The sequence below is a fragment of the Brachybacterium sp. NBEC-018 genome, from assembly GCF_024860185.1.
GTDB lineage: Bacteria > Actinomycetota > Actinomycetes > Actinomycetales > Dermabacteraceae > Brachybacterium > Brachybacterium rhamnosum.
In genome coordinates this window covers 2,475,686-2,497,643 of record NZ_CP100650.1, presented here as the reverse complement: position 1 = coordinate 2,497,643, position 21,958 = coordinate 2,475,686, and the positions used below count along the sequence as shown (strand labels likewise).

At 74.3% G+C, this 21,958-nt stretch carries 18 protein-coding genes; 4 read left to right on the top strand and 14 right to left on the bottom strand.

Annotated elements, in window-relative coordinates:
- Positions 1-119 precede the first annotated feature (119 nt).
- Complete coding sequence (locus NLU66_RS11295; protein WP_259359786.1) at positions 120-968, top strand: DUF4870 domain-containing protein; 849 nt, start codon at positions 120-122, stop codon at positions 966-968.
- Between the two features lie 97 nt (positions 969-1,065).
- Here the strand turns inward: NLU66_RS11295 and hemW are convergent, their stop codons facing one another.
- From hemW to NLU66_RS11265, 6 genes are all read right to left on the bottom strand, one after another.
- Positions 1,066-2,232 (bottom strand): radical SAM family heme chaperone HemW, encoded by a 1,167-nt coding sequence (gene hemW, locus NLU66_RS11290; RefSeq protein ID WP_259359785.1) that lies wholly within the window; start codon positions 2,230-2,232, stop codon positions 1,066-1,068.
- The gene (locus NLU66_RS11285; protein WP_259359784.1) at positions 2,229-2,897 is read right to left on the bottom strand and encodes an MOSC domain-containing protein; all 669 of its coding nucleotides are present in this window, start codon (positions 2,895-2,897) and stop codon (positions 2,229-2,231) included. The genes hemW and NLU66_RS11285 overlap by 4 nt, the downstream gene beginning before the upstream one ends.
- Positions 2,894-4,765, bottom strand: a complete 1,872-nt coding sequence (gene lepA, locus NLU66_RS11280) for a translation elongation factor 4 (RefSeq protein ID WP_259359783.1) — start codon at positions 4,763-4,765, stop codon at positions 2,894-2,896. The genes NLU66_RS11285 and lepA overlap by 4 nt, the downstream gene beginning before the upstream one ends.
- A 129-nt stretch (positions 4,766-4,894) precedes the next feature.
- Entirely contained in the window at positions 4,895-5,515 is a 621-nt protein-coding gene (locus NLU66_RS11275; RefSeq protein WP_259359782.1) for a M23 family metallopeptidase, read from the bottom strand.
- 30 nt (positions 5,516-5,545) lie between these two features.
- Entirely contained in the window at positions 5,546-6,460 is a 915-nt protein-coding gene (locus NLU66_RS11270) for an alpha-E domain-containing protein (protein WP_259359781.1), read from the bottom strand.
- On the bottom strand, positions 6,450-8,147 hold the full coding sequence (locus NLU66_RS11265) for a circularly permuted type 2 ATP-grasp protein (RefSeq protein WP_259359780.1): 1,698 nt from the start codon (positions 8,145-8,147) through the stop codon (positions 6,450-6,452). Before NLU66_RS11265 ends, NLU66_RS11270 begins: the two co-directional genes overlap by 11 nt.
- 101 nt (positions 8,148-8,248) lie before the next feature.
- Between NLU66_RS11265 and NLU66_RS11260 the strand changes: the two genes are divergently transcribed.
- Together NLU66_RS11260 and rpsT are read left to right on the top strand one after the other, a co-directional pair.
- A complete protein-coding gene (locus NLU66_RS11260) occupies positions 8,249-8,950 on the top strand; it encodes a type II toxin-antitoxin system PemK/MazF family toxin (protein ID WP_259359779.1) in 702 nt (233 codons plus the stop codon).
- A gap of 326 nt (positions 8,951-9,276) precedes the next feature.
- Positions 9,277-9,543, top strand: a complete 267-nt coding sequence (rpsT, locus tag NLU66_RS11255; RefSeq protein WP_137770678.1) for a 30S ribosomal protein S20 — start codon at positions 9,277-9,279, stop codon at positions 9,541-9,543.
- Between the two features lie 121 nt (positions 9,544-9,664).
- On the opposite strand, the gene holA is transcribed toward rpsT, so the two are convergent.
- The 8 genes from holA to NLU66_RS11215 form a co-directional block, all read right to left on the bottom strand.
- Complete coding sequence (gene holA, locus NLU66_RS11250; protein WP_259359778.1) at positions 9,665-10,651, bottom strand: DNA polymerase III subunit delta; 987 nt, start codon at positions 10,649-10,651, stop codon at positions 9,665-9,667.
- A 35-nt stretch (positions 10,652-10,686) separates the two neighbouring features.
- Complete coding sequence (locus tag NLU66_RS11245) at positions 10,687-13,062, bottom strand: ComEC/Rec2 family competence protein (protein ID WP_259359777.1); 2,376 nt, start codon at positions 13,060-13,062, stop codon at positions 10,687-10,689.
- A complete protein-coding gene (locus NLU66_RS11240; RefSeq protein ID WP_259359776.1) occupies positions 13,062-13,991 on the bottom strand; it encodes a ComEA family DNA-binding protein in 930 nt (309 codons plus the stop codon). Before NLU66_RS11240 ends, NLU66_RS11245 begins: the two co-directional genes overlap by 1 nt.
- An 81-nt stretch (positions 13,992-14,072) precedes the next feature.
- Positions 14,073-14,780 carry a vitamin K epoxide reductase family protein gene (locus NLU66_RS11235; protein WP_259359775.1) on the bottom strand — a complete coding sequence of 236 codons (708 nt, stop codon included), beginning with the start codon at positions 14,778-14,780 and terminating at the stop codon, positions 14,073-14,075.
- A 47-nt stretch (positions 14,781-14,827) separates the two neighbouring features.
- A complete protein-coding gene (locus NLU66_RS11230) occupies positions 14,828-15,823 on the bottom strand; it encodes an NAD-dependent epimerase/dehydratase family protein (protein ID WP_259359774.1) in 996 nt (331 codons plus the stop codon).
- Complete coding sequence (locus tag NLU66_RS11225; RefSeq protein WP_259359773.1) at positions 15,820-18,486, bottom strand: alpha/beta fold hydrolase; 2,667 nt, start codon at positions 18,484-18,486, stop codon at positions 15,820-15,822. Before NLU66_RS11225 ends, NLU66_RS11230 begins: the two co-directional genes overlap by 4 nt.
- Positions 18,483-19,514, bottom strand: a complete 1,032-nt coding sequence (locus NLU66_RS11220) for a 3-oxoacyl-ACP synthase III (protein ID WP_137770671.1) — start codon at positions 19,512-19,514, stop codon at positions 18,483-18,485. Before NLU66_RS11220 ends, NLU66_RS11225 begins: the two co-directional genes overlap by 4 nt.
- A gap of 135 nt (positions 19,515-19,649) precedes the next feature.
- Positions 19,650-20,606: a sugar phosphate isomerase/epimerase family protein gene (locus tag NLU66_RS11215; RefSeq protein ID WP_259359772.1), complete on the bottom strand. Its 957-nt coding sequence runs from the start codon at positions 20,604-20,606 to the stop codon at positions 19,650-19,652.
- A gap of 90 nt (positions 20,607-20,696) precedes the next feature.
- On the opposite strand from NLU66_RS11215, the gene eis reads away from it, so the two are divergent.
- On the top strand, positions 20,697-21,923 hold the full coding sequence (gene eis / locus NLU66_RS11210) for a GNAT family N-acetyltransferase (protein ID WP_259359771.1): 1,227 nt from the start codon (positions 20,697-20,699) through the stop codon (positions 21,921-21,923).
- Positions 21,924-21,958 lie beyond the last annotated feature (35 nt).

The window sequence follows — 21,958 nt, the reverse complement described above, 5'->3', positions numbered from 1 at the left end:
GGGGATGTCCCCCGGGCGCCCCGGCGGCTCGCCACGGTGACGTGGGCGCCCGCGCTCCGTAGGCTGGACCCTGTTCACGACATCGCCGGTCCCGCCGGCGCCGTTCCCGAGGAGGGGCCATGAGCCAGAACGAGTACCCGCACGATCCCTTCGGCGGTCGTCCCGCGACCGATCCGGACCAGAGCACCCCGCAGAGCTCGGGAGCCGAGCAGCCCGCGTCGCATCCGGCGCCCGGCACCGGCCAGGGCCCGGGCTCCCAGCCCGCCGCCGGGGACACCGCCGCCTCCTCGCCGTATTCGGCGCCGCAGTCGCCCTACGGGGCGCCGTCCTCCGCCGGCACGGGGTCCCCGTACGGCGCGCCCTCGCCCTACCAGGCACCTGCCGCGGACGGTGCCGCCGGCGCCCCGCCGGCCGGGCAGCAGCCGGGTGCCCGGCACCAGCCCTACGGCGGCGGGCAGCCCGGCGCGGGCCAGGCACCGTACGGGGCGCCGCAGGGTGGCCCCCAGGGCTACACCGGCGACGCGCACCCGTCGGCCGCGCCGCTGCCCCCCGGCTTCTCGGGCGCCTACGACGGACCGCTCTCGGGTCAGCCCGTGAGCCCCTCCGATTCGCGCATGTGGTCGATGTTCGCGCAGCTCTCCGCCGTGCTCGGCTACGTCATCGGCGCGGGCTTCCTGGGCTGGGTCGGTCCGCTGATCATCTTCCTGGTCTACAAGGACCGCGACCGCTACGTGCGCTACAACGCCGCGGAGTCGCTCAACGCCGCGATCGCGACCGTCATCGCGGAGGTCGTGCTCTCCATCGTGATCACGATCCTCGCGGTGGTCACCCTCGGCATCGGCTCGATCCTCTTCCCGCTCGTGTGGGTCCCGGCGCTGCTGCACGTCATCTTCGCGATCATCGGCGCGGTCAAGGCCAACCAGGGCATCTGGTGGAACTACCCGCTGAACATCCGCCTGGTGAAGTGAGCCCCGCGGCCCCGCGCCGCATCGCCCACCCGGCACGGAGCCCCCGCCGGTCCTCGGACCGACGGGGGCTCCGTCACGTGCGGGCGCGGGCCTCGGCTCAGGGCACGAGGTCGCGGACGACGGCATCGGCGAGCAGGCGTCCGTTCCGCGTCAGCACCAGCCGGCCCGTCTCGAGGGCCGCCGGGTCGAGGTGACCGCGCGCGGCGTGCACGGCGATCTGGTCGCGGGTCTGCTCCGGCACCGCCTCGACGGGCAGGCCGTCGGCGATCCGCAGCTCGAGCAGGATCCGCTCGGTGGCCCGGGTCGCCGGATCGAGCGTCTCCGACTCCTGCACGGGCAGCTCCCCCTCCGCGAGCCGTGCGGCGTAGCGGCTGGGGTGCTTGACGTTCCACGAGCGCAGCCCGTCGCGATGACGGTGCGCCCCGGGGCCGATCCCCCACCAGTCGCCGCCGCGCCAGTAGGCGAGGTTGTGCCGGGAGCGGTGGGCGGGGGTGCGCGCCCAGTTCGAGACCTCGTACCAGGACAGGCCCGCAGCGCTCGCGAGGTCGTCGACGAGCTCGTACTTGTCCGCCATGTCGTCGCCGTCGGGCTCCGCGATCTCGCCCTTGCGCAGCTGCCGCGCCATGGCCGTGTTGCCCTCGATGATGAGGGAGTACGCGGAGAGATGGTCGACCTCGCAGGCCAGGGCCGCCCGCACGGAGGTCTCGACGTCCGCGAGGGTCTCCCCCGGGGTGCCGTAGATGAGGTCGAGGCTCACGGCGAGCCCGGCGTCCTTCGCCCACTGCACGACCTGCGGCACGCGCTCGGGGTCGTGGGTGCGGTCCAGGGTCGCGAGCACGGAGCGCACCGCGGACTGCATGCCGAAGGAGACGCGGGTGATGCCGCCGTCGGCGAGGACCCGCAGCGACTCGGGGGTGACGGAGTCGGGGTTCGCCTCGGTCGTGACCTCCGCGCCCGGGGCGAGGGGGATCAGGCCCCGGAGGTGGTCGAGCATGGAGACGAGGTCCGGGGCGGGCAGCAGCGTGGGCGTGCCGCCGCCGAAGAACACGGTGGAGACCTGCTCGTACTCGTATCCGGCGGCGCGGTCGTCGGCGAGGACGAGGTCCATCTCGCGCCGCGCGTTGTCCGGGTACTCGCGCTGGGATCCGCCCCCGCCGAGCTCCGTCGCGGTGTACGTGTTGAAGTCGCAGTAGCCGCAGCGCACCGCGCAGAACGGCACGTGGATGTAGACGGAGAGGTCCCGGCGACCGCCCGCGGCGCTCACCGCTCGTCCTTCAGATGACGCTGCGCGCGGGCCTCGAGCTCGCGGTGCAGGGCGACGCCGGCGGCATCGGCCCAGCGGACGAGGCTGCGGGTGAGGTCGCGGTCGCGGGCGCCCGCGTAGACGGCGGCGACCGTCGCGCCGTGCCCGGGCACGGACTCCACGAGGAGCTCGTCCCCGGCGCGCACCTCGCCGCGCTCGAGCACCCGGAAGTAGACCCCCGTGCGGCCGCGCTCGTGGTAGCGGGCGCGGAAGTCGTCCGTGCCCATCCACCGCTGGAAGGTCATGCACGGGGTGCGCGGTGCGGTCACCTCGAGCAGCGCCGTGCCCGCGCGCACGCACGCCCCGATCTCGAGGTCGTCGACCGCGAGGTCGCGCACGCGCAGGTTCTCGCCGAGGCCGCCCGCAGGGATCGGGCGCCCCAGCTGCGCCGACCAGTGCTCGGCCTCCGCGGCGTCGATCGCGTAGACGGCCTGGTCCGGCCCGCCGTGGTGGGCGCGGTCCGCCTGGACGTCCGCGTACAGGCCCAGCTCGCCGATCGCGACGGGGCCGTCCACGGGCCGCTTGTCGATCGCGGTGGTGCCGACGCTGCCGGCATCGGGGCGCAGGGCGCCGACGACGCACACCGCCTCGACCGCCCCGCGCGAGCCCGCCGCGAGGGCGCTCACTTCTTCTTCCCGTCCTTGGGCTCGGCCGCGTCGGAGGAGAGCGCGGCGATGAAGGCCTCCTGGGGCACCTCGACGGAGCCGATGTTCTTCATGCGCTTCTTGCCCTCCTTCTGCTTCTCGAGCAGCTTGCGCTTGCGGGAGATGTCGCCGCCGTAGCACTTGGAGAGCACGTCCTTGCGCATCGCGCGGATGTTCTCGCGGGCGATGATCCGGGCGCCGATCGCGGCCTGGATCGGCACCTCGAACTGCTGGCGCGGGATGAGGTTCTTGAGCTTCCCCGCCATCTCGACGCCGTAGTGGTACGCCTTGTCGCGGTGGACGATCGCGCTGAACGCGTCGACGGGCTCACCCTGCAGCAGCATGTCGACCTTGACGAGGTCCGCCGTCTGCGAGCCGGAGACGTCGTAGTCGAGGGAGGCGTAGCCCTTGGTGCGGGACTTCAGCTGGTCGAAGAAGTCGAAGACGATCTCCGCGAGCGGGAGCGTGTAGCGCAGCTCGACACGGTCCTCGCTGAGGTAGTCCATACCGCCGAGGGTGCCGCGCTTGGACTGGCACAGCTCCATGACCGCGCCGATGAACTCGGCCGGGACCAGGATCGTCGCCTTCGTGATCGGCTCGTGGATCTCCGCGACCTTGCCGGTCGGGAAGTCCGAGGGGTTCATGACCTCGACCTGCGTGCCGTCCTCCATCCGCACCTGGTAGACGACGCTCGGCGCTGTCGAGATGAGGTCGAGGTCGAACTCGCGCTCGAGGCGCTCGCGGATGATCTCGAGGTGCAGCAGGCCCAGGAAGCCCACGCGGAATCCGAAGCCGAGCGCCGTCGACGTCTCCGGCTCGTAGTTCAGCGCGGCGTCGTTGAGCTTGAGCTTGTCCAGCGCGTCGCGCAGGTTCGGGTAGTCCGAGCCGTCGATCGGGAAGAGGCCCGCGAACACCATCGGCTTGGGGTCGGAGTAGCCGGCGAGCGGCTCCGTCGCCCCGCGCACCGAGGTGGTGATCGTGTCGCCCACCTTGGACTGGCGCACGTCCTTCACGCCGGTGATGAGGTAGCCGACCTCGCCGGGGCCCACGCCCTTCGTCGCATGCGGCTCCGGGGAGCTCACCCCGATCTCGAGGAGCTCGTGGTGCGCGCCCGTGGACATCATGTCGATGCGGTCGCGGGAGCGGAGGTAGCCGTCGACCACGCGGATGTAGGTGACCACGCCGCGGTAGGTGTCGTAGACGGAGTCGAAGATCATCGCCCGGCAGGGGGCGTCCGGATCGCCGACGGGCTGCGGGAGCGTGCGCACGAGGTGGTCGAGCAGCTCGGGCACGCCCTGGCCGGTCTTGCCGGAGACGCGCAGGACGTCCTCGGGGTTCACGCCGACGAGCTGGCCGATCTCCGCCGCGTACTTCTCGGGATCCGCGCCCGGGAGGTCGATCTTGTTGAGCACCGGGATGATGGTGAGGTCGTTCTCCATCGCGAGGTACAGGTTCGCGAGGGTCTGCGCCTCGATGCCCTGCGCGGCGTCGACCAGCAGGATCGCGCCCTCGCAGGCGGCGAGCGAGCGGGAGACCTCGTAGGTGAAGTCGACGTGCCCGGGGGTGTCGATCATGTTCAGCGCGTAGTTCGTGCCGTCGACCTGCCAGGGCATGCGTACGGCCTGGCTCTTCACGGTGATGCCGCGCTCGCGCTCGATGTCCATGCGGTCGAGGTACTGGGCGCGCATGGAGCGGTCGTCGACCACCCCGGTGATCTGCAGCATGCGATCGGCCAGGGTGGACTTCCCGTGGTCGATGTGCGCGATGATGCAGAAGTTGCGGATGCGCTCCTGGGGGGTGGACGCGGGCTGGATGTCCCGTGCCTCGTCGGCAGCGATCCTGGGGGTCACCGGCGGTGGTCCTCTCTGTGGTGGGGACGGGCCCGGGGCGCGCGGAGGCGCCGCCCGGACGGCGTGTCGACCCATGCTCTCACGCGGCGCCGCGCAGGGCGCGCCACGGCGCACGGAGCCCGGGGCAGGTCACAGGCCGCGTGCGAGGCCGCCCTCCGGCGGGATACCGCCGGGCAGGGTGAAGGGCACCGCTCGTGCGAGCGTCGGATCCGGTGCATCCATGACCTGGAGGTGCACATGGGGCTCCGTGCTGTTGCCCGAGTTGCCGCAGCGGCCCAGCACTGCGCCGGCGCGCACCGGCTCCCCGGGGCGCACGGCGACGCTCCCGCGACGCAGGTGGCACAGCGCGACGAAGCGCGCCGGGCCGGGCCCGTCGACCTCGAGGACCACATGGTTCCCGGCCAGCGCCGCCCATCCCTCGCGCAGCCTCCCCCGCTGGGTGAGGGCGTAGCCCACCGAGGACAGCCCCCGATGGGCGGCATGATCCTCCGCGCCGTCGACCGCTGACACCACCCGACCCCACGCGGGTGCGAGGACCTCCCGCCCGAACCCGGGGAAGAGCTCCGGATCCTCCGTGCCGAGCAGGGCCCGCAGGCCGATCGGCGCCGTGCGGCCCCGATCGTCCACGGGCAGCAGGTCGAGCGCGTGGGAGAGGGCGAGCATCGTCGTCCCGTGGCTCGGCACGCGCGAGGTCGGGCTGTGGAGAGCGCGCCAGGGCCCGCGCAGCGGCGGGTCGAGCTCGAGCACCATCGCCCCTCCTCCGCTCCGGTCCCGGCCGGCTCAGTGCGCCGGGTGGAAGTAGGTCGAGCCGAGCGTGCGGGTCACGGCCCCGGTGACCTGCTGGAGCTGCTCCATCTCCGCGTCGAAGTCCGAGGTGAGCTCCTCGAGCGAGCGGTAGCGCAGGCTCGCCACGGCCCGGCCGACGATCCTCCGCCCGGGATCCGCGGTGCCCAGGCGGTCCGGTCCCGCGCCGTGCATCCGCGCGAGCACCTCGAGCGCCTCGTCGATCTGGAGCAGGCAGTGCGCGGCGGACCGCGGGAAGATCGAGTCCAGGAGCAGGAACGAGATCGCGGCGGAGGCCCCCACCCGCCCCCGGTACGAGCGGATGTAGGCCTCGTGGGCGCTGCAGGTGCGCAGCAGCAGCACCGTCGCCTGGTCCGAGCGGTCCTCGAGGTCATGGGCCTGGAGGATGCGCGCACCCATGTCCACCCGCTCCACGAGCTGGCCGAGCCGCCAGAACAGCCATGCCTCGTCGCGGGTCATCGATCCGTCGACGAGCCCGTTCACGACCGCGCAGCGGTCCTTCGCGTACTGGAAGACGCTGTGCATCCGCGCCGGCCGCACCCCGCGGGGCATGCCGAGCGTGGTCGTGTTCAGCGACTCCCACACCTCGGTCGAGAGCACCTCGCGGGCGCCGCGGGCGTTCTCCCGGGCGGTCTGGAGGGAGCCCGCGATCGAGGACGGGTTGGACCGGTCGGTGACGAGGCGGTCGAGGACCTTCTGCACGGACTGCTCGGAGCCCTCGGGCGCGGGGCTGCCGAAGATCTCGTGCACCGCGGCGCAGGCAGGGGCCACGTCCCCGCTGACGTCCTCGGTGATCGACTGCAGCCTCACGTCGAGCACGCGGGCCGTCTGGTCCGCCCGCTCCACGTAGCGGCCGATCCAGAACATGGCGTCGGCGATCCTACTGAGCATCGTGCGCCTCCTCAGTCGTGTGCCCGTCGTCGGTCCGGTCCTCGTGCTCCTCGGCGAGGTCGTCGGCGTCGAGCATCGGGATGGCGGAGGTGATCGGCATCGGCTCGAGGGCCCGGTCGGGCTCGCGCTCGGCGGCGTCCGCGACGAAGGACTCGTCCACGCCGGTCTCGAGCGGGGCGTCGGCCGCGTCCTCCTCGACCACCCGCATCGTGCCGGCGGAGGTAGGGACCTCGACCCGGGAGGGGCGGGTCCCGGCGAGCACCCAGGTGTCCTTGGAGCCGCCGCCGCGGGAGGAGTTCACGATCATCTCCCCCTCGGGCAGTGCCACGCGGGTGAGGCCGCCGGGCAGCACCCACACGTCCTCGCCGCTGTTCAGGGCGAAGGGGCGGAGGTCCACGTGCCGCGGCCGCAGGCCGTCCTCGACGAGGGTCGGGATCGTGGAGAGCTGGACGACGGGCTGGGCGATCCAGCCGCGGGGATCGGCCTGCAGGCGACGCCGGAGCTCGTCGAGCTCGTCCCTCGAGGCGGCGGGGCCGATGACGATGCCCTTGCCGCCGGAGCCGTCCACGGGCTTGACCACGAGCTCCGCGAGGCGGTCCAGCACCTCCTCGCGGGCCTCCGGCTCCTCGAGCCGCCAGGTGTCCACGTTGCGCAGGATCGGCTCCTCGTGGAGGTAGTAGCGCACGAGGTCCGGCACGTAGGTGTAGGTGAGCTTGTCGTCCGCGATGCCGTTGCCGATGCCGTTGGCGACGACCACGTTGCCGGCGAGGACGGCCCGCACGAGGCCGGGCACGCCGAGCATCGAGTCGGGGCGGAACACCTCAGGGTCGATGAAGTCGTCGTCGGTGCGCTTGTAGATGACGTCCACGCGGCGCAGGCCCGCGGTGGTGCGCATGTACACGCGGTTGTTCCGCTCGACGAGGTCCGACGCCTCGACGAGCTCGACACCCATGGTGCGGGCGAGCAGCGAGTGCTCGAAGTAGGCGCTGTTGTAGCGGCCGGGGGTGAGCACGACGACCGTCGGCTCGTCGCCGCCGACGTCCGGCGAGGCGGCGCGCAGGGCCGCGAGCAGCCGGCCGGGGTACTCGCCGACGCTGCGCACGGGCCGGTGGGCGAAGAGCTCCGGGAAGGTCTGCACCATCGCGCGGCGGTTGGAGAGCACATAGCTCACGCCGGAGGGGGTGCGGACGTTGTCCTCGAGCACCCGGAAGCCGCCCGATCCGTCCCGCACGAGGTCGATGCCGGCGATGTGCAGGCGCACCCCGTTGGGCGGGACGTAGCCGCGCATCGCGTCGACGATGGAGGTGGAGGAGTCCACGAGCTCCCGCGGGATCACGCCGTCCGCGACCGCGCGGGAGTCGGTGTAGAGGTCCTCGAGGAAGGCCTCGAGCGCGCGGACGCGCTGGGCGATGCCCTCGCTGACCTCCGCCCACTCCTCCGCGGCGATCAGCCGCGGGATCGCGTCGACCGGGAAGGGGCGCTCCTCCCCCGCGTAGTCGAAGGTGACGCCCTGGTCCAGGTAGGAGCGGGCGAGGGATTCCGAGCGCGAGCGGAACTCCTCCTCGCCCAGCTGCACGAGCGCGTCGTGGAGCGGTGCGTAGGTGGGTCGGAGCCCGCCGTCCGCGGCGAACATCTCGTCGCCGTCGGTCCCGGGCCCGGTGTCGTCGAAGAGGGAGCGGTCGGACATGGCTACCATTCAACACCGTCTCCCGTCGGGGACCGTGCCCCGCCCCCGGGCGTGATCCGCTCGAGACCCGGCGTCCGTGCCCGTCCCCAGGAAGGTCCCCCATGCCCTTCGGCTCCCGGCTGTCCTCCGTGCTGCGCTCCGTCCTCCGCTCCCCGGCCGCGAGGCGCGCGGCCCGCGACCTCGGCCGCTCGGCGATCGACGCCCTCCAGGACTCCCGGCGGGACGGCGGCGCCGGCGGGGACGCGAGGAGCGCCGGGCGGTCCTCGACCCCCGCTCGGCGCGAGGGCGGCGGGTCCGCCGACGGTCGCACCGCCGGCGGCGGTGCCGCTGCTCGGGGCGCCGACGGAGGCGCTGCCGCGCTCGCGGACCGCGACACCTCCTCGCCGGTGACGATGACCTACGCCCCGCACCCCGACGACGTGCCGGATCCCGGCGAGGTCGTCTGGGCCTGGGTGCACTACGAGGAGTCCCTCGAGCAGGGCAAGGACCGGCCTGTGCTCGTCATCGCCCTCGAGGACGCGGCCGACGGCGGCACGGACGGCTCGGGGCCCACCCTCGTCGCGCTCATGCTCACCTCGAAGGACCGCGTGGGCTCCGGCGACACCTCCCGCGACGAGCACGGCAACCTGTGGGTGGACGTGGGCACGGGCGACTGGGACTCCCAGGGCCGCGCCTCCGAGGTGCGGGCGGACCGCCTGCTGCGGATCGCCCCCGCAGCGGTGCGCCGGGCCGACGGCCGCCTGCCCGCCGAGGCCTTCGAGCGCGTCGCCGCCGCGGTGCGCTCGGCCCACGGCTGGGGCTGAGCCCGGGCCGCCGACGCCCTCCGGACCTGCGGATCCACGGGAGCGGGCGGGCGCGGATGGGATGCAGGACACGCCGCGTGCATCGTGACCGGGGCGTTCGCCCTCTGCTAATGTCTCTCCTTGTATGTGTGACATACCGCGAGGTGTGCGCATCCCGGCGATCCGCCGTGTCAGGGTCCGTCGGTCGGTGCGACCCGAGCGAGTACCCGTGGCAGCGACCCGGGTCCGACGTCTCCCGGCGAATCCCCACCGCCCGTCCCCGTCGGATCCGATCCTCAGCCGCTGCGGACGACCCATCACAGCAGCAGCACAAGAGAAGAGTCTTCGTGGCAAACATCAAGTCCCAGATCAAGCGGATCGGCACCAACGAGAAGGCGCGCCTGCGCAACCGTGCGGTGAAGTCCGAGCTCAAGACCTACACCCGCAAGGTCCGCACCGCGGTGACCTCCGGTGACGCCGAGGCGGCGGGCGAGGCGCTGAAGCTCGCCTCCCGCAAGCTCGACAAGGCCGTCTCCAAGGGCGTCATCCACAAGAACCAGGCCGCGAACCGCAAGTCCGGTCTCGCGAAGCTCGTCGCCGGCGTCTCCGCCTGATCGCTGATTTCCTGATCATCTGATCGGCGGGACCCCCGGGTCCAGCAGCCACGGAGCCCCGTGCACCTCGGTGCACGGGGCTCCGTGCTGTCCGAGGGCCGTCCGCCCGAGGGCCCGTCGCTCAGCGGGAGCGCCGGGCTCGGCAGATCTCCATCACCATGCGCTGGACGGACCAGCGGGGATCCCGGCCGGCGCCCTTGACCTCGTGATCGGCACGCGCGACAGCCTCGATCGCGCGGGCCAGGGAGCGGTCGTTCCAGGCGCGGGCCTCGCGGGAGAGGTTCCGGATCATCCAGTCCGGCATGCCGAGGGTCCGGGCACTCGCCCCGGGCGAGGTGATCTTCGCGAGCTGGCGCATCTTCATCGCGACCGCCGCGACGATCGGCACCGGGTCCGCCCCTGCGAGCTGCGCCTGGGCGAGGAGCTGGAGGGCCTCCTGCTCACGGCCGGCGATGGCGGCGTCCGCGACGGCGAAGGCGGTGGACTCGACGCGGCCCGCCGTGAGCGCGTGAACGTCCTGCGCGGTGATCGGTGCGGGCTGCTCGCCCGGCTCGGGAGTGGTGTCCTCGATGAGCTGACGGCTGATCGCGGCGAGCTCGGCGAGGTCGGTGCCGAAGGCGTCGACGAGGGCGGTGATCGCCTCGGGCTGGGCGCGGCGGTCGGCGCGCGCGAACTCCGCGGCGACGAAGGCCTGCTTGTCCGCGGGGCGCTTGACGGGGCTCGCGTCCACCCGCGGGACGCCGGCCTTCTTGAGCGCGTCCAGGAGCTTCTTCCCGCGGTTGCCGCCGCGGTGGACGAGCACGAGGGAGACGTCCTCCTCGGGGCGGGGCAGGTAGTCGAGGAGCTCGAGGATCAGGGCCTCGGGGGCCGCCTGCAGCTCGGGGACCACGACGAACCGCGGCTCGCCGAAGAGCGAGGGGCTCGCGACCTGGGTGAGGGCGCCGGCGGTGAGCGCCTCTCCCGAGAGGTCGTGGACCGCGACGCCCGGGTCCTGCTCGCGCGCGAGGCCCCGCAGCCGCTGGACGGCGCGGTCGGCGATCAGCGTCTCGGTGCCCTGGATCAGCACGATCGGGGCGGGCGTGACGCTGTGCCACTCGACGTCGCTCACAGTGCTCCTTCTCATCGACGGGGACCGGATCGATCCTAGCGGCCGGGACCGACGCTCCGCGGCGCGAGGGGGTCCTCTGCGGGAAGCACCACGGTCCCGTGGAGGTCGGTGCGGGCGACGGCGGCGCCTCCGCCCGCGAGCATGTCGAGGGTCCGGGTCGTGGGGTGGCCGAAGGTGTTCTCCTTCCCCACCGTGACCAGCGCGAGCTCCGGGTCGAGCTGGGCGTACAGCTCCTCGTCCTGGTAGCGCGAGCCGTGGTGGGCGACCTTGACGATCTCCGCCCGCCCGGGCGAGAGCGCCGCGAGCTCGGCCTGGGCGGCGGGCTCGAGGTCCCCGAGCGCCACGAGCCGCGTGCCGCCGCCGTCGGCCCCGCCGGTGCCGAGCCGGGCGTCGAGCGCCAGCGAGCAGTCGTTCTCCGCTCCTTCCTCCCCGCCGTCCTCCCGCGCGGCGGCATCCTCCGCGGCCTCGGCGCTCGGCGGCCACAGGACCTCCAGCGCGAGGCCCTCCTGCTCCCAGGCCGCCCCGGTGATCGCCCCGGTCACCGGAACGCCCGGCACGATCGCGGAGCGAGCGGAGGGCAACGGGCAGATCCACTGCTGCCCAGGCACCCGGTCCCCGGTGAGCGCGGCGAGACCGCCCACGTGATCGGCATGGGGATGCGTGAGGACGAGCAGGTCCAGTCGATGCACCTGGAGCCGGTCCAGGCACTCCCGCAGCGCGGCCGGGTCCGGGCCGGTGTCCACGAGCACGGTCACCGGGTCGGCGCCCGTGCCCCGCAGCAGCAGCGCATCGCCCTGGCCGACGGCGCAGGCGGCGACCGCCCAGGAGGGGGCACGCTGCCCCGGCAGCCACCTCGCCGCCCCCGGGGCGAGGACCACCACGAGCATTGCGGCGACCACCCAGCGCGTGAGCGGATGCCGCCGCGCCGCGACCGCGACGGCGAGGCCGATGATCACGGCGATCGCGCCGAGCACCCCGGGAGCGCCCTCGGGGACCGCGATCCTCGAGCCGGGCAGGGCATCCGCGGTGCGCGCCACGAGCAGCACGAGATGCGCGCCGCCCGCGGCGAGCGTGCTGAACGCGCTGCCGGCCGGCGGCCAGAGCATGCCGGCCACGAGCGCGAGCAGGCCGATCACGGTGCTGGGCCCGACGAGCGGCCCGACCACCATGTTGACGGGGACCGCCCAGATCGAGATCTCCGGGGCGAGCAGGATCAGCACGGGGGTGCAGGCGAGCTGGGCGACGAGGGGCACCGCGAGGACGAGCGCCGCCGTGCGGCCCACCCGGCCGCCGCTCATCCCCGAGATCGCCGCGGCCAAGGGCGGCGAGGCGAGCAGGATCGCCGCCGCGGCGAGGGCCGAGAGCAGGAAGCCGATGGACGCGGCGGTGACGGGGTCCAGCACGGACCACAGGGCCACCGTCATCGCGAGCGCGGCGACCGGGGAGGCGCGCACCCCGGCGAAGCGTGCCGCGAGCAGCGGGGCGGCCATCGTCGCGGCGCGCTGCACGCTCGGCTCGTCGCCCACCAGCCACACGTAGGAGGCCATCGCGAGGGCCGCGAGCGCGATCCGGCGCCGTCGGCGCACACCGAGTAGCAGCAGCGGCCCGAGCACGGCCGCGATCACGAGGGCGATGTTCGCCCCGGAGACGGCCACGAGGTGCGAGATCCCGGCGCGCTGCATGATCTCCTCGCTCGTCCCGGAGAGGCCGCGGGTGTCGCCGGTGGTCATCCCCCGCACGAGGGCCGCCTCGTCGGGTGGGAGATGGGCGGTCGCACGACGGTTCTGCTCCCGGAGGGCGTGGCGGGCGTCCTCCAGGGTGCCGCGCACGCCGCCGACCGGCACGACGCGGACCTCGCGGGCGCGGAGCACGACCAGTCCGCCGTCCGCCCGGACGGTGCCGCGCACGGCGATCACGCTCCCGTCCCTCGCGCCGCGCAGCTGCTCGCCCGCCACCCCGCCCTGCGCCCGCACGAGGAGCGGGACGGAGGCCGGGAGGCGCCGCTGCTCCGTGCCGAGGCGCACAGGGCCCGTCACCGTCCGCGCCGTCGCCCCGACGCCCTCTCGGGCCCAGAGAGGGCCGGTGCTCGGGACCTCGGGATCCGCGCCGAGACGCACCTCCAGCTCGACGACGAGACCGCGCGCCGCGGCGTCCTCGAGGAGGCCCGTCGCGGTCTCGGCGCGGTGGAGGGCGGGGAGCAGGAGCGCGGCCGCGAGCACCCCGAGCCCCAGGTGGGCGAGGAGGCGGTGCGCGAGGCTCCGGCCGCCCCACCAGAGCACGGCGGCGAGGACCAGGGCGGTGAGCACGGCGCCGCCCGCGATCGCCGCGGCGGTGCCCACGCTCATGCCGAGCACCGCGAGGGCCCAGGCGGCGGTCGCCGCGGGCAGCAGGCGCAGGTCGCCGCGGCGCATCAGACGGTCGCCCGCGGCCGGATCTCCTCGAGGGTCGCCGGTCCGATCCCGGAGACCTCCTCGAGCTGATCGACGGAGGTGAAGGGGCCGTTGGCCTCGCGGTGCTCGACGATGCGCTGCGCGATCGCGGGCCCGACCCCGGGCAGCGCGTCGAGCTCCTCGGCGCTCGCGGTGTTGAGGTCGACCGTGCCTCCCTCTCCCCCGCCCTCCCCGCCCGCATCTCCCGCGCCCTCCGAGCCGCCCGCGGCGGATCCGCCTCCCCCTCCAGCGGGGGCCTCCTCCCCGGGCGCGGGCACGTGGATCTGCTCGCCGTCCGTGAGCGGACGTGCGAGGTTCACGGCCGCGAGATCGGCGTCCTCGGTGGCGCCGCCGGCGGCCTCGAGGGCATCGGCGACGCGGGACCCGGCGGGCAGCTCGACGATGCCCGGACTCGCGACCTGCCCGGAGACGTGCACGACGACGGGAGCGCCGTCAGCCGGCGCTCCCCCGCCCGCCGCCGTCCCCGACCCCGGTGTCACGGCCGGTGCGGTGGAGCCCGGGCCCGCCGGGGATGCCCCGGCGGAGGTCGGTGCTCCGGTGCCGTCCGTCCCGACGTCGGCCGCCCCGGTGGGGGCCGTGCCGCTCGCGGCGATCGCGACGGTGCCCTCGCCCTCGGTGAGCGGGACCGCCGATCCGGAGGTGGAGAGGTGGACGACGCCGACGGCGAGCAGCACGAGCACCCCGATCCCGAGCAGCGAGGCGGCCGAGGGCGCCGGCAGGCCGCGGCGCGAGGGCCGTGGCGGCTCGTGGTGGATCTCCTCGACGAGCGGCTCCGGTCTCGACGCGGCCCGCTGCCGTCCCCGGCCGTTGACCCCGTGCGCGCCCTGGCCGCCCACCCGGTGCCGTCCCGGTCGCGGGGCGGTGTCTCGACTCCTGCTGCGTACTCCCATGCCCCGCACCGTAGGGATCGGCACCGGGACGCACGGCGCCCCGCCGTCCGGTGGGGACGGCGGGGCGGTGGGGAGGAACGATCAGGCGATACCGAAGGTCGCGAGCCACTGGTTCCAGAAGGCCGCGGCGATCACGAGCAGCACGAGCAGGTACCAGGCGATCGTGAGCAGCACCCAGCGGCGCAGCACGGCGGCGAGCGGTGCCGGGAGTCGCAGGTCCCCGGACTCCACGGTGTGCGCGAGGGTCGCGAAGAACATCGGCGCCGTCACGGCCCACACCACCATGCACCAGGGGCACAGCGCCCGGATCACGAAGATCGCGGAGACCGCGAGGAAGTGCACGAGGGCGAAGGCGAAGGTCATGCCTCCCAGACGGGCCCAGCGGAACCACCCCGGGAGCGTCGCCCCGGAGAGCATGAGCGCCCCGATCGCCCCCATGATCGCGAAACCGCCCAGCCCCACGGCCATGTTCGGGATGCCGAGCGCGCTCGCCTGCCAGGTGTTCATCACCGTGCCGCAGGAGATGAACGGGTTGATGTCGCAGCCGAGGCTCGCGCCCGGGTTCTCGAGCAGGAAGATCTTGTCCATGAACAGCGCGAGCGCGGCGATCCACCCGCCGAGCCCGCCGATCAGCAGCACGGCCCCGACGGTGCGGGCGCTCGCGCGTGGTCGGGAGGCGCGCTCCGCGGCGAGCTCGGCGTCGATCTCGGCGAGCAGCGCGGCGTCCTGGCCGGACGCGCCGCTCCCGCCGTCCCGGTGACGGTCGCCCTCGGCAGGGGTCGGGGTCATGGCGGTTCTCCCTCGGTCTCGGGCTCGGTGTCTGTCCGGCAGATGGCTCAGGCGGTGACGGGGTGCTCGCGGAACCACGCGGCGAGACGGTCGAAGCCCTCGTCCACGCTCACCGCGGGCTTCCAGCGCAGGCGGTCCTGGGTGGCGCGCTGGTCGAACCAGTGCGCGGTGGACATCTGCTCGGCGAGGAACTCGGTCATGGGCGGCTCGTCCTCCCCCGGTCGCACCGCCCAGACCGCCTCGACGAGACGACCGGCGAGACGGCCCACGGCGCCGGGGACGCGGAGCGTCGGCCGCGGCACCCCCGCCGCGTCGCAGAAGCCGCCGAACACGTCGCGCACGGTGCGCGGCTCGCCGTTGGTGACGACGAAGCTCTCGCCGTGGACGTCCTCGACGCGGTCCAGGGCCGCGACGATCGCGTCGGCCGCGTTGTCGACGTACGTCGTGTCGATGAGCGCCATGCCGTCGTCCAGCAGCGGGAGCCGCCCGGCGGCGGCCCGCTGGACGATGCGCCCCACGAGCTGCGTGTCGCCGGGGCCCCACACGATGTGGGGGCGCACCGAGGTGACGAGCAGGCCGTCGTGTCCGTCCGCGGCCATGGCGAGCTGCTCCGCGGCGGCCTTGGTGCGCGCATAGGGGCCGCGGGCGTGCTCGGGATCCGCGGGGGTCGCCCCGAGGCCCACGATCGCGGTGCCGAGGTGGGCGACGGACGGGGAGGACACGTTGACCAGGGCGCCGCCGCCGCGCTCGCGCAGGGCGTCCACGACGTTCCCGGTCCCGCCGATGTTGATCGCGCGGTACTCCTCCTCGGGACCGGAGATCGAGACCTTCGCGGCGAGGTGCACGACGGCGTCGACGCCGTCCACGGCACGGCGGACGTCCTCCGCGCTCGTGAGCGAGCCCTGCACGTCGCTGACACCGGGGATGCCGGCGGGCCGGCGCTGGAAGGCGCGGACGGCGTCGCCGCGGTCCCGCAGGCGCTCGGCGACGGCGCCGCCGAGCATGCCCGAGGCACCGGTGACCAGGACGCTGCGGGCGCTCACAGGGCGTCCGCGCGCTCGCCGCGGAGGGTCTGCTCGGCCCAGCGGGACAGCGCGGCCCGGTCGATCTTGGAGTTGTGACGGATGTCCGTGGGCAGGGAGCGCGTCGTGAACACGGCGACGACGTCCACCCCGGCGGCCTCGCGGACGCCGCGGCGCACCGCCTCCTGGAGCGCGGGCGAGGCCGGGCGCGGCCGGGTCGCGCGGCCGGGACGGTGGTCGTCCTCCGTCTCGAGCACGACGACGATCTGCTGGGTGCCGCGGGGGCCGACGACCGCGGCGCCGGCGCGGCGCACGGTCGGGACGGCCTCGGCGGCCTCCTCGATCCGGACCGGTGTGAACAGGCCCTCGGCGGTCGCGAGCACGTGGGTGGTGCGCCCCTCGACCCAGAGCCGGCCGTCCTCGTCGAGGTGCCCGGCGTCGCCGGTGGCGTACCAGCCCTCGAAGCGCCGGGAGGTGCGCGTGGTGCCCCAGAGCATGAGGTAGCGGTCCCGCACGTGCGGTGCGCGGACGAGGATCTCGCCGGTCACGCCCGGCTCCTGGGTGATCTCGCCGGTGGTCGCGCCCTCGGCGTCCAGCGGCGCGAGGGCGACCTCGACGCGCGGGACGGGGGTGCCGACGCACACGCCGGAGCCCTCGCCGGCCGCCTCGATCCCCTCGAGGGAGATCGCGGTGACGGCCAGGCACTCGGTCATGCCGTAGGGGGTGAGCGCGCTCGCGGCCGGCATGAAGTCCCTCAGCCGGCGCAGCAGGTGCGCGGGGATCGGGGCGCCGGCGGAGAAGAAGCTCGGCACCCGGGCGAGGGCCGCGCGGCCGCGGTCGTCGAGCTCGGCGGCGGTGTCGAGGATGTTGCGCAGCGCCGCGGGGGCGGTGAACACGGCGGGCGATCCGAGGGCGTCGACCGCGTCGGCGAGGGCCTGCGCGGTGAGCTCGCCGGGCCGGGTGACGTCCATGTCGGGGACGACGCTCGGGGCGCCCAGGGCCGGGCCGAGCAGCGCGAAGGGCGCGAAGCCCGCGACCAGCCCGCGGGAGGGGTCCAGCCGCAGCGTGTCCCCGACGGCCGCGAACATCGCGCCGAGCTGGGCGTGCGTGTACACCGCGCCCTTGGCGGGACCGGTCGAGCCGGAGGTGAAGAGCACGACGGCGTCGGCACCCGGGGCGGGGTGCGGTGCGTCGAGCGGGGCGCCGAGGTCCCGCATGCGCGCGCCCTCCGCGGCGAGCTGCGCGATCGAGGTCTCGACCCCGAGCGCGCGACGGTCCACCGTCGGCAGCTGCTCGACGCTGATCCGGCGACCCGGCCAGCCGAGCGCGCGGGCGCCGACGAGCGCCTTGGGGATGCCGACGATCCAGTCCGGGTGCGAGCCGATCACGGCGCGCGTGAGGCCGTCCACGCCGAGGCCGGCGTCCGCGATGACCGCGACCGCGCCGATCCGCAGGCACGCGTAGAGCACGACCGTGAGATCCGCGCCCGGGGTGATGAGCACGCTGACCCGGTCCCCGGGCCGCACCCCGTGGGCGAGAAGGCCGCAGGCGACGTCCTCGACGCGGCGGTGCAGCAGCGACCAGGAGATCTCGCGGCCGGCGCTGCCGTGCCCCGCGATCTCGACCACGGCCGGCCCGTGGGCGTGGGCGGGATCCGCGGCGAGGCGGGCGATCGGCGCGCCGACGGGCTCCGCGGGCGCCTGCTCGGCGTAGGTGGAGACCGCGGCCGGCGCCGGCGCGGGCGGTGCGGACGCGTCCTCGCCGAAGGTGTCCGCGAGCCAGGCGGCGACGAGACCGGCGACGTCGGCGTCCTCCCACACGAGGTGCGAGGCTCCCTCGAAGCGGTGCACGGCGGCGTGCGGGACCCGCGCGATGAGATCGCGCAGGTAGCGGTCGGAGAAGGTGATGTCCTTGGGGCCCCAGGCGAACAGGGTGGGCACCTGCATCTCGCGGATGCCCTCCGCGAGCCGCTCGAGCGTGGCGCGGGACGGGTGGTCCTCCGCGGCGGGGATGTCCGCGACGAAGGTCTCGATGCCGCGGCGCCGCGAGCGGCCCCGGTAGGGCGCGAGGTACGCGTCCTGGACCTCGCGCGAGAGCGCGGGCTTGGACAGGGCGAGCGTGGTGCGCAGGAAGGCGTCGGTGATCGACGTCGTCGCGGGGAGCACCGCGGGGGTCGTCGCGAGCTGCAGCGCCTTGGGCAGCTGCTCGCCGATCCGCTGGTGGATGCCCGTGTTCGTGAGGACCATGCCGACCACGTCGTGGCGGTTGTCCAGGGCCCATCCCACGGAGACGATGCCGCCCCAGTCGTGGCCCACGGTGACGACCGGGCCGCGCAGGTCCAGGGCATCGGTGAGCAGGGAGAGGTCCGTGATGCGGTCCTGCAGGCGCCGGGTGGTGCCCGTGCGCTCGGACCAGCCCATCTCGAGCTGGTCCACGGCGATCACGCGCCACGGGATGTCCTCCCGCACGAGCGAGCGGTAGAGGAAGGAGTACGTGGGGTTGCCGTGCACCGCGAGCAGCGTGCCGCGCGGGGTGACGCCGCGCTCGGCGAGCAGCGGGGCGGAGTCCAGGAGGTGCCAGCGACGCTCCTCCCCCGCGTGGTCGCGCACCTCGAGGGTGCGCTGGATGCGCGGGTCGACGCCGGGCAGGGCGGGGGGCTCGGGCTGCGGGCGGCGGGTGCTCACCACTCGACCTCCATCATCGCGGTGTTGAGTCCGGAGCCCACGCCGAGCAGCAGCACGCGCTCGCCGCGGGCGATGTTCTCCTGGTGGTGGGCGAGGGTCATCGGCACGGCCTCCGCGGCGATGTTGCCCCAGTCCGGGAAGGTCACGGGGATGCGGTCCATCGAGACGCCGGTGATCTTCGAGAAGTTGCGGGTGTACACCATCGAGACCTGGTGCGGGATGATGTGCTCGATCGAGCGGAAGTCGTGGCCGGCGTCGTTCGCGTCCTTCCAGGTGTCCAGGATCAGCGAGATCCCGTTCTCGAGGAGGCCCGCGGAGTCGGTGCGCATGTCGTGCATGTCGCCGATGCAGAGCTCGTGGTGCTGGGTGCCGGCCCGGGCCTGCGTGACCTTCAGCCGGTGGCCCTCGGGGTGCTCGTCCGCCGGGCCGATGACGGCGGCGGCGGCGCCCGAGCCGAGGGTCAGCGAGGCGAACTGGTTGTTGAAGTCGTCGCGCACGGCGGTCTTCGAGTTCAGGCGCTCGATCGTGCCGCGCTGGGCGCGCTCGACGTCCTCCGCGCCGACGATCAGCGCGTAGCGGACCTGCCCCGAGTCGATGAGTCCCGCGGCCATGGTCATCGCGTTCACGAAGCCGAGGCACGCGTTGGTGATGTCGAAGTTCATGGCGCTCGTGGGCAGGCCCAGCGAGTGGTGGACCGTCGTCGCGACCGCGGGCTCGAGGTGCTGGCGGGAGACCGAGGCGTTGATGATGAGGTCGACCTGGTCGCGCATGATGCCGGCCTTGGCCATCGCCCGCTCGGCGGCGAGCACGACGCCCTGCTTCCAGCCGTTCTCGCGGTCACGCCACCAGCGGCGCTCGTAGACGCCCGCGACGCGCTGGAGCACGCCCTTGGGCAGGCGCAGCCGCTTGCGCGCCGGAGCGAGCATCTCGTCGATCTCGTCGGACGTGACGGTGACCTGCGGGAGGCTCATCTCCACGGCGAGCAGCGCCGCGTTCCTGTGCACGAATCCCGTGTTCGCATTCCCCATGTACGTGCGCTACCTCGTCTGTCGTCGTCGGGCTCGGCGCCGGACCCCCGCTGGATGCACGAGTGGATCGGGCGCAGATGGCCCCTATCCTCCCACTGGCTCCTGGCAGTGGGCCGTGGGGTGTCGGATCCCACGTCAGGGAGCGGCGGTCTCCCCCGGCTCGTCGAGGTGGTGGCCCAGGTGGTGACGGGCGAAGGAGAGGCACTGGCGGAGGATCCGCTCGCGGCCCTCGGCCCCGCCCACCCCACGGGTGTTGACCTCGAGCAGCACGGAGCCGCCCCAGCCCGTGTTCGCGAGCCGTCGCAGCACCTCGGCGCACGGCTGGTTGCCCTCCCCCGGCGGCAGGTGCTCGTCCTTCGTGGTGGAGCCGGAGCCGTCCGCGAGGTGCAGGTGGGTGAGCCGGTCGCCGAGGCGGTCGATCATCGCCAGGGCATCGTCCCCCGCGGTCGCGGCGTGCGAGAGGTCCACGGTGACGTGCTCGTAGTCCTCGTCCGTGGGGTCGTGGTCGGGGAGGTAGGTGAGCACCTCGCGCACCCCGAGCCGCCACGGGTACATGTTCTCCACGGCGATCGCGACGCCGTAGCGCTCCTCGAGCTCGGCGACGCCGTCGACGAAGCCGTGGGCGTACTTCCCCTGCCAGCGGAACGGCGGGTGCGCGACGACCGTGGGCACCTCGAGGTCGACGGCCATCTGCACCGTGCGCTCGATCTTCACCCACGGGTCCCGGCCCCACAGGCCCTGCAGGAAGAACAGCGTGGGCGCGTGGAGGGACATGATCGGCTGCTCGTAGAGGCGCGAGTAGCCGCGCAGCTCGGCGACGTCCTGGCTGTCCTTGGGGTAGGAGACCATCACCTCGACGCCGTCGTAGCCGATGAGCTGCCCGAGCCGGAAGGCCTCCTCGACCCCGGAGGGGAAGACGCACGAGGTCGACAGGCCGACGGGGATCCGGCGCGCGGGATCCTGGTCGCTGCGCGGGTCACCGGCGGAGAGCCGACGGTGCAGGGCCTCGCGTCCCGAGCGGTGCGCGGTGCTCGGGCGGGTGATGGGCTTGCGGGGCGCGGGGCGCGACCCCTGCTCGCTGCGCTGGTTCACGGGACCTCCTCCTGGCCGTGCTCGAGCGCGGCCGCGACAAGTATGCATCGGCGCCCCTGGGCGCCGCGGGAGCCCACCTAGACTCGCGCCATGCCCGTTCGAGACCTCACGACCGCCGACGCCGCCGCCTACCGCCGCCTGAGCGCGCTCGCCTTCGGCGGGACCGCGGGAGAGGACTCGGGCAGGCCCTTCGCGTCCGGGATCATCCCGCTGGGCATCGACTCCGCGTTCCTGCCCGGCGGCGCCGAGGGGGTGCTCGCCGCGGGCGCGCAGATCCGCGAGGACCGCGTGACCCTCGCCGGCGGCACGGTCGCCTGCGGCGGGATCGGCGGGGTGGCCGTCCACCCGGCGCATCGGGCGGGAGGCCTGTTCCGCGAGCTCATGACCGCCGTCCTCGCGCGCTGCACGCAGGAGGGCATGGCCTTCTCGATGCTCTACCCGGCGAACGTCGCGATCTACCGGGCCCTCGGCTATCAGGTCGTCACCGAGGTGGGGTTCCTGCGCGTGCCGCTGCTGGACCTCCAGCGGCTGCGCCCCGTCCCGGGCCGTCGCACGGTGCCCGTGACCGCCGAGTCCTTCGACCGGGTGCGCGCCCTGTACCGGGAGCTGACCGCCGGGGACAACGGGATGCTCACGCGGGAGGGGCCGCTGTTCGGGACCGAGCTCCCGGCCGAGCCCTGGCACGCGGTGCTGCTCGAGGACGAGGCGGGCACCGCCCACGGCTACGTCTCCTTCACCCGCACGGGCGGGGAGGACGGCGTGGGGCTCGAGGTGCACGAGCTGCTGGGTCGCAGCCGCGAGGACCGCCGCGCGCTGCTGCGCTCGCTCGGCAGCTGGTCCACGGTCACGGAGACGCTGCGGCTGCGCCTCCGCGCCGAGGACCCGGTGCTCGACGCCCTCCCCGGGGGCCGCGCCCGCCACGACCCGCAGGTGATGCCGCTGGTCATGGTGCGCGTGACGGACACGGCCGCCGCACTCGCCGCCCGGCCCGCCCCGGCGGGTCTGCAGGGCGCGCTGCGCCTCGAGGTGGACGATGCCGCACTGCCTGCGGGCACGACGGCCGCGGCCGGGGCCTGGCGCGTGGAGATCGCGGACGGCGCCGTGCGCGCCGTCCCGCTCCCCGGCCCGGTCGCCGGGGCGCAGGGACTCCCCGCAGTGCACCTGGACGTCCATGCGGCGTCGCTCCTGCTGATCGGCGGCCGCTCCCTGGCCGACGCCGAGCGGCTGGGCCTCGGCGTGCAGGCGGACCCGGCGGCCCGTACCCTGCTCGATGCGCTGCTCGCCGGGCCCCGGCCCGCGGTCATGGACCAGTTCTGAGCGCCGCACCCCCACGGAGCCCCTTCCCGACACCC

Excerpts from the sequence above, each read along its gene's own strand:
- NLU66_RS11245 (WP_259359777.1), bottom strand. The coding sequence starts at position 13,062 with ATGCGCCGCGGCGACCTGCGCCTGCTGCCCGCGGCGACCGCCGCCTGG.
- eis (WP_259359771.1), top strand. The coding sequence starts at position 20,697 with ATGCCCGTTCGAGACCTCACGACCGCCGACGCCGCCGCCTACCGCCGC.
- NLU66_RS11270 (WP_259359781.1), bottom strand. The coding sequence starts at position 6,460 with ATGCTCAGTAGGATCGCCGACGCCATGTTCTGGATCGGCCGCTACGTG.
- NLU66_RS11260 (WP_259359779.1), top strand. The coding sequence starts at position 8,249 with ATGCCCTTCGGCTCCCGGCTGTCCTCCGTGCTGCGCTCCGTCCTCCGC.
- NLU66_RS11240 (WP_259359776.1), bottom strand. The coding sequence starts at position 13,991 with ATGGGAGTACGCAGCAGGAGTCGAGACACCGCCCCGCGACCGGGACGG.
- NLU66_RS11295 (WP_259359786.1), top strand. The coding sequence starts at position 120 with ATGAGCCAGAACGAGTACCCGCACGATCCCTTCGGCGGTCGTCCCGCG.
- NLU66_RS11220 (WP_137770671.1), bottom strand. The coding sequence starts at position 19,514 with ATGGGGAATGCGAACACGGGATTCGTGCACAGGAACGCGGCGCTGCTC.
- NLU66_RS11265 (WP_259359780.1), bottom strand. The coding sequence starts at position 8,147 with ATGTCCGACCGCTCCCTCTTCGACGACACCGGGCCCGGGACCGACGGC.
- NLU66_RS11275 (WP_259359782.1), bottom strand. The coding sequence starts at position 5,515 with ATGGTGCTCGAGCTCGACCCGCCGCTGCGCGGGCCCTGGCGCGCTCTC.
- NLU66_RS11235 (WP_259359775.1), bottom strand. The coding sequence starts at position 14,780 with ATGACCCCGACCCCTGCCGAGGGCGACCGTCACCGGGACGGCGGGAGC.